At 59.3% G+C, this 10,244-nt stretch carries 13 protein-coding genes and 1 pseudogene; 9 read left to right on the top strand and 5 right to left on the bottom strand.

Annotated elements, in window-relative coordinates; all coding sequences use genetic code 11:
• A partial coding sequence (locus tag F758_RS51480) for a hypothetical protein (RefSeq protein WP_210200111.1) occupies positions 1-225 on the top strand: 225 nt, incomplete at its 5' end.
• A gap of 348 nt (positions 226-573) precedes the next feature.
• Positions 574-1,044, top strand: a complete 471-nt coding sequence (locus F758_RS53705) for a hypothetical protein (RefSeq protein ID WP_502689228.1) — start codon at positions 574-576, stop codon at positions 1,042-1,044.
• A gap of 158 nt (positions 1,045-1,202) precedes the next feature.
• Here F758_RS53705 and F758_RS50565 read toward each other — a convergent pair whose 3' ends face one another.
• The 4 genes from F758_RS50565 to F758_RS0141950 all read right to left on the bottom strand — a co-directional run bounded on the left by F758_RS50565 (position 1,203) and on the right by F758_RS0141950 (position 3,428).
• Positions 1,203-1,355 (bottom strand): DUF1993 family protein, encoded by a 153-nt coding sequence (locus F758_RS50565; protein ID WP_157450524.1) that lies wholly within the window; start codon positions 1,353-1,355, stop codon positions 1,203-1,205.
• A 36-nt stretch (positions 1,356-1,391) separates the two neighbouring features.
• Entirely contained in the window at positions 1,392-1,544 is a 153-nt protein-coding gene (locus F758_RS52950; protein ID WP_283805913.1) for a DNA-3-methyladenine glycosylase I, read from the bottom strand.
• A 31-nt stretch (positions 1,545-1,575) separates the two neighbouring features.
• The gene (locus tag F758_RS0141945; protein WP_024513369.1) at positions 1,576-2,493 is read right to left on the bottom strand and encodes a glutathione S-transferase family protein; all 918 of its coding nucleotides are present in this window, start codon (positions 2,491-2,493) and stop codon (positions 1,576-1,578) included.
• A gap of 104 nt (positions 2,494-2,597) precedes the next feature.
• A complete protein-coding gene (locus F758_RS0141950) occupies positions 2,598-3,428 on the bottom strand; it encodes a helix-turn-helix transcriptional regulator (protein WP_024513370.1) in 831 nt (276 codons plus the stop codon).
• 932 nt (positions 3,429-4,360) lie between these two features.
• Between F758_RS0141950 and F758_RS0141955 the strand changes: the two are divergent.
• A pseudogene (locus F758_RS0141955) lies at positions 4,361-4,597 on the top strand (IS21 family transposase); the annotation flags it as partial.
• An 878-nt stretch (positions 4,598-5,475) separates the two neighbouring features.
• Here F758_RS0141955 and F758_RS0141965 read toward each other — a convergent pair.
• On the bottom strand, positions 5,476-5,658 hold the full coding sequence (locus F758_RS0141965) for a DUF3606 domain-containing protein (RefSeq protein WP_024513372.1): 183 nt from the start codon (positions 5,656-5,658) through the stop codon (positions 5,476-5,478).
• 451 nt (positions 5,659-6,109) lie between these two features.
• On the opposite strand from F758_RS0141965, the gene F758_RS49055 reads away from it, so the two are divergent.
• The 6 genes from F758_RS49055 to F758_RS0141995 all read left to right on the top strand — a co-directional run.
• The gene (locus tag F758_RS49055) at positions 6,110-6,394 is read left to right on the top strand and encodes a hypothetical protein (protein WP_157450526.1); all 285 of its coding nucleotides are present in this window, start codon (positions 6,110-6,112) and stop codon (positions 6,392-6,394) included.
• 600 nt (positions 6,395-6,994) lie between these two features.
• Positions 6,995-7,732, top strand: a complete 738-nt coding sequence (locus F758_RS0141975; RefSeq protein WP_024513374.1) for a hypothetical protein — start codon at positions 6,995-6,997, stop codon at positions 7,730-7,732.
• 288 nt (positions 7,733-8,020) lie between these two features.
• On the top strand, positions 8,021-8,362 hold the full coding sequence (locus F758_RS0141980) for a KTSC domain-containing protein (RefSeq protein ID WP_024513375.1): 342 nt from the start codon (positions 8,021-8,023) through the stop codon (positions 8,360-8,362).
• A gap of 38 nt (positions 8,363-8,400) precedes the next feature.
• Positions 8,401-8,799: a hypothetical protein gene (locus F758_RS0141985; RefSeq protein ID WP_157450528.1), complete on the top strand. Its 399-nt coding sequence runs from the start codon at positions 8,401-8,403 to the stop codon at positions 8,797-8,799.
• 569 nt (positions 8,800-9,368) lie between these two features.
• Positions 9,369-9,821: a hypothetical protein gene (locus F758_RS0141990; RefSeq protein ID WP_024513377.1), complete on the top strand. Its 453-nt coding sequence runs from the start codon at positions 9,369-9,371 to the stop codon at positions 9,819-9,821.
• Positions 9,784-10,244 (top strand): IS701 family transposase (locus F758_RS0141995; protein ID WP_024511534.1); only part of this gene is annotated, 461 nt, incomplete at its 3' end. The genes F758_RS0141990 and F758_RS0141995, both read left to right, overlap by 38 nt.

Genomic DNA, 10,244 nt, shown 5'->3' on the forward strand with positions numbered 1-10,244 from the left:
AAGCGATGCCGCTTTCCGCTTCCGATACGCTGGCCCCGCGCCGGCGGCGATCTCGCTCAATCCAATGGCATCTATCAGTGCGCAGATCACGCGTTGATGCGCTCCGAACACCCGCCGAAATGCCTACAGCACTCGCCCGACCTCGCACATGTGCAGATATGCCGCTGGCGTCGTCCTGGCATCCCGTCCATCATCGACATCGGCGCCGGCATTAAATCTCCATAGCCCCCGCTGCCCGGCCGGTGCCTCACTTCCCGCGACTTCGTGCCTTGGCGCTTTTCGGCCGCCGGCGACCTCATCGTGTGGAGGCTCCCATGATCCCGGCGTCCGAAAACCAGCACAGGAACAGACATGCAAATCCCGCCTGGCGCGTTCCTATTCGCCGGTAAGCTGCGACATTGCCGAGCCGACTATACAAAGGTGTCGGTTTCCTAATCCTTTGCTGTTCTTGCGGGCTGTCTCTGATTGCCTATGTGATGCGAAGTTTGACCCGAAGGTGCCATGACGCAGAGCATCTTTTTCTCGACCGCCGGCATGGAGGGAGAACGGAGCGTCGAGGCCTGGAGACGGGCAATGGCCGAAGTATACTTTCGGCTCGATATCGAGTCCGCTCATGCCGATCGAATGCGCGGCGAAGTCCGGGCTTGGCAATCGGACGTCCTGGGAATCTCGAAAACCAAAGCGGACTCGCACCGCCTGATCCGCCGCAGGGAGGCGGCGAAGGCCGACAAAACGCAGGATTTCGCTTTCGTGTTTCCAATCCGCCATGCGATCCGCTGCGAGCAGCCCGGCTGCCGCCTCTCGAAGCAACACCCCTCGATCGATTCACCAGCCGCCCGTTGCTGCACTTCACGCGCCCGCCGAGATGCCCACTGCACTCTCCTCGGTTCCCCGGTATGCAGAGATACACCTCGTCTCGTGCTCGCGTCGCGCTCACCATCGAGAGCGGCGCCGACATGCGACCCTCATAGCGCTCGTTGCTCTGCCGGGTGCCACACTTCCCGCGACTTCGTGCCTTGGCGCTTTTGGACGTCGGCCCGTTGAGCGTGCGGAGCGTCTCGGTATTGCCGGCGTCCAAAAACCAGCACATTTCCAGACTCATGCACCGCAGCAAGGGCGGTACTATTCTACAACCTAATCGGCGCGGGCGAGCAGCGAGGGCGGCACGGTGACGCCGAAAGCGTTCGCCGTCTTGAGGTTGATTACGAAATCGAACTTGGTTCGGGGGCAAGGCGGCTGGTCAAGAGTACGCCGACGTCAAACCCCTTTGCCGCGGCATGTTGCTCGGCCTTGTCGAGCCAGATCTCGAGGTTCTTCAGGGCCTGGATGCATCCTCTAATTGTTGGGTAATACATGCGTCATCTCCGCTTTGGTGTGACATTCCGTCGAAATCAGTGTGTTTCGTGATCGTTGACGATGCCGACCGCCTGCATCCAGGCGTAGACGATGACGGGTCCCACGAATTGGAAACCGCGCTTCCTCATGGCATTTGAAATTGTCTCGGACAGAGACGTTCTTGCTGGCGTCGTCTTGCCGTCGCCCACTACGACGCGCTCATTGATTACGGGTTTGCCGTCAGGCCGACATCACGACAAAACCGGCGCGTGGGAAATGCACACAGACCTCTCCGACCGCGGGATCGCTGCGTCGGATGACGATCTCATGGACGCCCGAGGCGACCAACTCGCCGACGACCGGGTCGCGTCCGGTATCATCCGGCGTGACGGTCACTGTCTGACCAGGTTTCCGGCCGATCGGATCTCGTGGATCGGGGATTACGCTGGCGATCGACGTAGCGTCCCTCGCCGCATCGAGCGCTTTTTTCGAGGTCGTGGGGCTACGCCTGCCGTGGCCGATTGCGGCAATGCGCTCGGTCCAACTCAGCAGGCTCGGAAAGCCGTCGAGCGGCGCCGCCAGTGGTCCGAGTTTTTGCTGCAAGAACCAAACCGGATGGTAGGCGGCGAGATCGGCAAGGCTAGGGGCAGAGCCCTGCAGGAATGAGCGCCCGTCAGTCAGCATCTGATTCAGCCAATCGAAATGCGCGCGCAACTGATCGAGCGAGTTCGGTACTGCCGCCATCATCGCGGCCGGATCGATATTTCGGCCAGAGAATTTGGCCCGGTCTTCGAGAAATCCCTTGGGCAACGCGTCGCGTCTCTTTGCGAACGCGATGCTCGCAGCCGGGCTGAACGTAGTCTTCTCGGCCCACCAGGCAAGCGCATCGGCCGCGCCGTGGCCGGCCGGATAAAAGCTCGGGGTAGGATGCCGGCGCTCGAGTTCGTGCATGATCAACTGGCTATCGCAATAGATGTCTGCGCCGATCTGCAACACGGGCGTCTTGCGGTAGCCTCCGGTCAGCGCCGTCAGGTCGGGTTTTGGCATGATGACGGGGATTTCCACCGATTCCCAGGCCAATCCCTTCAGACCAAGACCGAGCCGAACTTTCTCCGAATAGGGAGAGGTCTCGTAGTGATGCAGGATGATATCGGTCATCGAGACGGCCCTCGTTTTGGGACGATCGCTCCCCTGGATATCCCGCTCACATCACCGGCTCTACCATAATCTTTAGCGATCTTACGTTCGGCGGTCGGCCAACTTCAGGAAAGTCGAGAGGAGTGTTGAAACGCCAAGGGCGTAAGGCCGTAAGCCTTTTTAAAGGCGGTACTGAAATGACTGTAGCTTGAAAAACCGAGGTCGAGCGCCAAACCCGTCAAATCCGAACAATCATCAAGCAGGTCAAGCGCCCGGGCGAGCCGCAATTGGAGTTGATAACGATAAAGCGGCAGACCTTCGACTTGCCGGAACACCTGAGTGAGATAGACCGGCGAGACGCCGACGGCGCTGCCAATCTCAGCCAAAGTCCATCGGCGTCCAAGATCTGAAGAAAGCGCAAGTTTGGCGCGGTCCACCAGTTTTTGCCGCCCTACGCTGCCGGATGCGGCGTACGATGTGCGCTTCCCGAGGGCGCGGCTTACCAGCGAAAGGATCAAATCCTCAGCTTCAAGAGTCTCAGTCATGCCGCGGGCAAGACGATGACGCCCAACTGCTGCGAGCAACTGTGCGCGCGCATCGATACGCATGCGAGGCCGGTTGAAAAGGATTCGATCTTTGGTATGGAGAAAGTCGGCCGGCGCCAGCTCCAACAGCGTCGCCTCATCGATTCCGATCGATAGACTTGCATCGCCGCCTTCAAGAGGATGGCTAATTCGATAGGGTTCACCTTCATTAAAGAACACCACCTGATTCGCTTCCGCGACTGTCTCGACCTGACCTATATGATGCACGTAGACGCCGCGATAAGGAAACACGAGATGTGTTGTGCTGACGCATTCCTCGGCGCTTTTGTGCTTGCATGTGCCTGAGCACAAAACGTCCCACACCGCTACTGTGTCAGTCGCCAAAAGTGGGTGAGAGTTGATTTCAGCCATTGTTGAACTGCCTACCCGGCCGCGTCGAACTCAGTATCCTCGGTTGTCGGTTACGGTTCCTCGCCAGCTAGGTCATGGCCGCCTGCGCGCGGCATCGGCGTCTGCTATTTCCGAGAGCGGATATTCGCCAAGGTGAATAATAGGTCGGCTAAGGGGCACATTTCCGGGCTCATGACGTCAACGGAGTTCTTTTTCGACCGTTCCATTGAGGTCTATGAACTCGACGGCAAGATTTTTCTCCCTCGGCATATCCAAGTTCTTTCAGCCGCTGTTCGAATGCTGTCCACAATGGTCCCGTGCGGGGTTGAATCGTCGCGATACCCGCCCGCGTCATCTTGCGCGGTGCTTGCGCGCTGGACAGACGTGCAAGCGTGGTACCACTTCCCATGACGGGCCGGTGAGGAAATCACGCCGTCTCATGGATTTCTCGCCCCTAAGAGTGCTGCGCTGTAAAAGCCTAGCACAGTCTTCGAACGACTACGGTGTGGTCGCATTGCAGCAAATTGGGCCGCTCGACTTCCGCATCGGGTCATTCCGGGACTTGTGGGTCCGGCCGAATGTCCGGTTTGCTCAAAAACCGGCCACGCTTACGGTCGGACGGGACTCGGAATTCGACAATGTCGGACGACGGGGACTCGTAATTGACTTAAACTAAACTAGACTCCAATCCGCTTGTCAGGCCGACTTGAAAGTATTGGCCTTCTTGCTCCGCCAGACTCGTAGTTCGCTTTAAAGCACACGCAGAAGCGGTATGAGGTCGAGCGATTGATCACCTGGCGGGGCTTACCCTCGATCTCGAATTCGCTGAGCAGGGATGGCCGTATCGTGCGTTGCCCATCTCGCCCGCCGTGCCGTGGACGGCCTGCCGGGCGTAGCTTCTTTGACTCATAGAGCCTGTCAAGTTCAACAAGGGACGCCGTAGCCTTCTCCCGCGTCGCCGCATCTACGACAACGTGAAGACCGCGGTGGGGACGACCTTTGTCGGCAAGGATCGTCGCTGTAATCGCCGCTTCCTGCAGATGTGCAGCCATCATCTGGCAAACCTGGACGAGTTAAACGCCTGGCTGCTCGACAAATGCATCGCCTACGCCAAGGCGCATCGCCATTCGGAGCTGGCTGATCAGACGATCTGGGACGTGTTCGAAGCCGAGCGCCCCAAACTAATCCCGCCGTTCGAGTTTGTTCGAGGCGTCCGCTTCTCGCTTTCGGATCACATCGTCATCCCGCTCGGTCGTCTTTGGGCGTGGAGGCGACTCGGCACGCCTGCCTGACCACCGTGCTTGCCACCCTGATCTTGCACCCCTCTAAGTCATTTTCCTTTGGCAAGGCGCTTTTCCTCCGTTCCGACGTGACGTTTAACGCGAGAGCCGTCGTTCCACTTTCCCTACGAACAATGCATGATTGGGCAGGCGTGTTCCGCCTCGCATTAAATCGTTTGAGTTCTGCCTTTCCACAAGGCGCTCGGCGGTGCCTTCCGGACCCGACCGGCTCCACAAGCTAAAGATAGGACGGCTACCGCCTCCGGTCGGAGCGGGATGGCGATCGCGTGCAGGCGGGCCTTCAATTTGCGATCGCCAAGTGCTGGGTCTGGATGCACGATAGCGGCGCGTATCTGCAGTTGCTAACACGGGCTGAATAGCAACCAATCGCCCGGAACGATGTTTGGTTGGCACGTATTGGACATCTCGGCGCAAGATCATCGTTTTCGCCATGGTCTTGCTGCTTGGCATGCACTTGATGAGACGGCATGAGCGACGACACTAACATTTTTGGCGATCCAGGCTGGTGGGCCGCAATCGCGCTCGCGCTGACGCCGATCCTCATAGCTGGTTTTGTGATTTGGTGGGTCCAGCAGTAGTCGCCCCCAGACCGTGACACTCAGCGCCCGCGGCACCTTCGACTTCTTCCGGCCAGCTCCGTGAATCTCGCCGTGGCGGGCACGGCGCTGTTCGCATAAGAACGGCCCCGTCGCGAACGCCGTAACCGCGAGCGGGGCCGCCAGCTCCTCGTTGGGCAATGGGGGTGCAGCCGAGGAGCATACCACAGACTACCGAGCAAGCCGGCGCTCAACCTTCTTACGACTGCTGCCGACCTTCTTGACCGCCCGCTTCACCGCGGTTGGCGATCGGCGCGTCTTCTTCACCTCGTACTCTTGGCCGCTGGCAACGGGGGCGCGATCCTGCTTGCGGCCGCGGGCGGTCTTCTTTTTCTTTTTCGTCTTTTTCGCCATTGCTGATCCTCCAGCTTGGCGGATAATGGGGATTGCGCGCCAAGGTTCCAGAACTCGGAACGAATGACCTCAGGCAGATTTGAGCGGTTATTGGGTTGCGGAGTTGCGTATACGTCGCTCGCCCTCAATCGTGCCAGAGGCTACGGACCGGGATGTCTATGTCGTACTGGACGATCGGCGGCAGGATCGGCCGGGCTTAGCAAGAGACCGACGAGGCACAAACCGATCGCGCAACGCTGATCCGGACCTGCTCGGTGGTCAATTCAAGAACCAGTCCGCATCGTCGTTTTCAATACCACTGAAGGCTGGTCGCGCGACGCAACGGAAGACATTGTGGCTGAGCTTCGCGGTCGCTGCAGCGATCGCGGCGAGCTACCGGAAGGCATCCGGCATTTTCTTGAGCTCGATGGACAATGGAGCGGTTGCGATTACGGGCACCCGGAGAGCCGTGTTGCCGACGAAGGAAGCCGCACTCGAGCGCTGGCAGCTGGAGGCGCGATGCCTGTTGGCGGCCGCTGAGTGGAAAGGCCTGGTGATGATGGCGCGGATCGCAACGTTGCAGGCACTGACCGCCGACCAGGTGGAAACCGCGCCGACGCTGCGGAAGAAACCGGCCAAAAATACAGGATCATCCGATGAAGACGGTCTGGATGTACTGCAAATACCTGGCGGGGCCAGAAGGCCGATGCTGATGTGCCGCGCTGGCCCAATCTGGCTTCGATTTCTTGAGGAATAGAAAACTTCCGGTTCGCAAGCCTGTACGAACGCCCGCGCGGCTGAGGCGGTGATCTGATGGTCGCCGAATCCCCCTTCCCGATCGGCCGCAGGAATCATAGACCCCCCAAAAAAAAGAACCTCCGCCCTCGGGAGGTTCAGTACGTCGTGCAGCCGTTCACAACACGGGAAGCAGCCACAACGCTGCGTAAGCAGACATTGTTGGGGACTGCTCCTGGTCGGCCGATACGCCGCCGACCACCAGCCTCAACGACCCAAACGCACCGGCGTTCCGCGGAACATCTGGTCGAATTCCCTGGCCTTGAGCCTCACTGCTCTGCAAAAAAGCCCCAGGAGCGCATAAGCGCCCAGACGCCCTAAGCCCGAGGGCGAATGTAGTTCAACGCGCGGGCAGCCGGTCTCCGGCCGATCATCTGCAGCGCTGGTGACCGCCTGGCAACACGCCTAGCCCATCTGCGGCATTTCCCCTTGCGATCGCGCCACGGAGTCGGACGGGCGGCGCTTTGGCGAGCGCTGATTCCTGTTGATGATTCAACCTTCGTCCCCTTGATTTCACGCCCTGGTTGCGCTTCGATGTTAGCGGGCTTGGGGAGTTCAGGTTATGCGTCAATTGGGGATCGTGGTGCTCTGCGCCACGTTAGGCGGCTGCGTCACGGCTGGTGAGGCTGTTTCTTTTCGAGCGTCAAACCCACAACAGCAGGCGTTGATGCGGGATGGGCAGCCTGCCCTCGTATCGCGCCAGAAAAACTCGCTCGTTCTAGTACGTCCGGCGTCCCGTCAGCTCCAGGCGAATGGGCGGCCCGTGTTCGTCATAGGGATCAACAACCTCAGCCATCAGCCCGTCGATTTCCGTGTGGGCCAGGTCGAAGCGGTCCAGCACGTCGCCGGCTCCGATTACACAATGCAGATCGTCACCTACGAAATGCTCGTGCAGGAGGAAAAGAACCGCCAGATCGCCGCCGCGCTCATCACGGGCCTTGCCGCCGGGGCGAACGCCTACAGCGCCTCACAAGCTGGCTACGGCCACTACACGACACCGAGCGGCAGAACGGGCACCTTCTACAGCCCGACTGCGGCGGCGATCGCTCAGAACAACGCGGCCGTCCAGAACGAGGCCATGATCGCAGCGACTGTTGAGACCGGCCAACGAAACATGGCTGTACTGGAGCAATCGGTGATTAAGGACAACACCTTGATGCCAGGCGAATGGTATGGCGGCCAGTTGCATGTCGCTCCACCGACTGAACAGGCCGGCGGTCAAAAGAGCTACACCATCGTGATCACCGTGGGGACTGACCGACACGTGATCGAAGTCAGCCAGGGGCCCGTCGGGACATGAGCAATCGGGCGCTTCCCATTCTGATGTTTTGTGCGATATCGGTGCTTTGTCTTCGGAGCTCGGATGCGGCTCCCGCGGAATGCGAAGAAGCTGTCTCAGAATACAATTCCGCAATATCCGACATCTCCGGGGCGCTGCGCCGCTACACAAGCTGTCTTTCGAACAGTAACGGACAAGACGATTGCTCGAGTGAATTTCGACGGTTGCGCTCGGCCCAAGGTGACTTCGAAAGTGCAGTGTCAAGGTACGGTTTGGAGTGCAACTGAAGCTGGCCCGGAGCAGCATGGAATGATTCGATCGATCGTAGCCGCCTTTGCTGTTGTCCTCGCCGCGCCAGCGAGCTCGGAGACAGCTGCCGTCAAATACCGTGGCATCGTCGACCTGGCGCCATTCGCTTGCACCGACACACCACGGAGCAGCTTCATTCAGCGCGTCTGTTACGACAAAGCGCAGAGCTACATGCTGATCAATTTGCGAGGCACGTACTATCACTACTGCGAGCTCCCGGCCACCACGTTCGATGCGTTCATGGCAGCTCCGTCGATGGGCCAATTCTACAACCGGAACATCAAGGGCACCGGGTCAGATGGACCGTTCGATTGTCGAACGCACCGAGTGCCGAAGTATTGAGGCCGCGCTCCAGTCGATTGAACATGTGGTGGGAGGAGATGCTTGTTTTCATTTCGTGGATTATCTTGACCGGCTTGGTAGCTGCTGCGGCCGAAGCAAGGGGCCGCGGCTTCATTGCCTGGTTCATCGTGGCGCTTTTCCTTTCACCGGTGCTTGGGATCCTGCTGCTCTTGCTATTCCCGAACCTCAAGCACGACCGCCTTCTGGAAGCTGCGATCGCGCAGCGGCAGCGTCCCCCACCGCCAAAGGCCAGCTTTCTAGGCCGATCCGATCGAGTGACCATCGACCGTACGCCGCGGCCTTTCGAGCCTGATGGCGTTTATGCGGGCGTCCCGTACAAAGTGAAGGCAGACGGGTCGATCGAGGCGATCATGCAGGGCGCCGTCGTACGATTCCGAGACTTCGAAAAGTTCACTGGCTCGATAGGCGGGACTTGAGCGATCACCTCGGGTTTGGAGCTGAATGTCACTTATCAGGGAATGGAATGGACCTCTTTTCGCGTGGGCAAGACTCGGGAGCCGGCATTTCGGCTTCGAAGCAACATCGGGACCGGCCGCGGCGCTAACCGTGCTCTTTTGGATTTGGGGATGTGTAGGACTTCTCTTCAACGCTGGCACGCTGATGGGGCTACCCGCTCGATCAGTGTGGGGACGTCCGCCGCCACACCACTAAACTGGATCGGCGGCATGATACTGGGCGCTTACTCTCGGCAATGACTTCAATAGCGAGCGGCCGCTACAGCCGGAGACTCCGCCAACATCTATTACTCGATAATCGCCCGGCTGGCGCACGACGTACAGGAAACTTGAGGAAAGCAAGAACATGCCGGAAGCAAAAGGAGAAGCTGGAGATCTTTCCAGTGAATCGAAGGGCGGGTTTGTCGGAGCTACCGGACAAGGCATAGCTGGCGAGATCCGGATGCAGGCTGGCTCTCCTGTATTTCAGGTGAAATCTAACCTGACCGCAGAGGTGACGGTGATCCGCGGACCGTTCAGCGAAGCATTAATTGCCGAGCGACTTTCGCAAAATCCCCAGTTCTACGCCAGGCTTTTTCCGCCTCGTAGACGACGAGCTGGCCCTCGAAGCCGAGCGATATCAGGCTCCCGCTCGCGAAGGGAATAGCGGCGAAATCATCAGGGCCGAGGTCAGCAAGCTAGGTACTGATTTCGGAATAGCGGCCACCGAGATTGATTTCGATGATACCTATCGCTTCGAGGCTGCCGCCAAGACGATAGCCGGCATACAAAACTCATTTGCGAGATTCGCCGAGGATCATGCCGAACTGTTGAACGGTCTTTTGGATCTAGCCGCCATTACGCTCGGTGCCTATTTGCTTCACCACATTGGAGGGACCGAAGGCGATGTCGCTGCACTAGCATTACAGTTGCTATTTGTGGTGAGTTCTGAATCCATGGGTCACCATGATTCGGGATCTGATGATTGGTGGCGCGTCAGTTGAAGATACGCTGACGCTGTGGGTATCGTCGCTGCGAGATGCCAAGCAACGCATCCGTCCGCTGTTTACGCAGGAGCGGGTGGCGGCCTCGGCGGGGCAGTTTCTCGACGGTCTGTTGGGCAACGAGCCGCGCAAGACGGGTTGGATGCGGGCGGAAGCGTCCGGCGATCCAGGCCCGTGGCGCCAGCAGGCGATCCTGGGCCGNGGGCAGTGGGANGCCGACGCGCTCCGCGACATTGTCCGTGAGTACGCGCTGGAAACACTTGGCGATGAGGACGCGGTTCTGGTCATCGATGAGACCGGCTTTTTGAAACAGGGCAAGGCCTCGTGCGGGGTTGCACGCCAGTACACAGGCTCAGCAGGCAAGATCACCAATTGCCAGATCGGAGTGTTCGCCTCCTATGTGTCGCGGCATGGCCATGCCTT

This window comes from Bradyrhizobium sp. ARR65, assembly GCF_000472385.1.
In the GTDB taxonomy this organism is placed as follows: Bacteria; Pseudomonadota; Alphaproteobacteria; order Rhizobiales; family Xanthobacteraceae; genus Bradyrhizobium.

Excerpts from the sequence above, each read along its gene's own strand:
- F758_RS53705 (WP_502689228.1), top strand. The coding sequence starts at position 574 with ATGGCCGAAGTATACTTTCGGCTCGATATCGAGTCCGCTCATGCCGAT.
- F758_RS50565 (WP_157450524.1), bottom strand. The coding sequence starts at position 1,355 with ATGTATTACCCAACAATTAGAGGATGCATCCAGGCCCTGAAGAACCTC.
- F758_RS0141945 (WP_024513369.1), bottom strand. The coding sequence starts at position 2,493 with ATGACCGATATCATCCTGCATCACTACGAGACCTCTCCCTATTCGGAG.
- F758_RS0141950 (WP_024513370.1), bottom strand. The coding sequence starts at position 3,428 with ATGGCTGAAATCAACTCTCACCCACTTTTGGCGACTGACACAGTAGCG.
- F758_RS0141965 (WP_024513372.1), bottom strand. The coding sequence starts at position 5,658 with ATGGCGAAAAAGACGAAAAAGAAAAAGAAGACCGCCCGCGGCCGCAAG.
- F758_RS0141975 (WP_024513374.1), top strand. The coding sequence starts at position 6,995 with ATGCGTCAATTGGGGATCGTGGTGCTCTGCGCCACGTTAGGCGGCTGC.
- F758_RS0141980 (WP_024513375.1), top strand. The coding sequence starts at position 8,021 with ATGATTCGATCGATCGTAGCCGCCTTTGCTGTTGTCCTCGCCGCGCCA.
- F758_RS0141985 (WP_157450528.1), top strand. The coding sequence starts at position 8,401 with ATGCTTGTTTTCATTTCGTGGATTATCTTGACCGGCTTGGTAGCTGCT.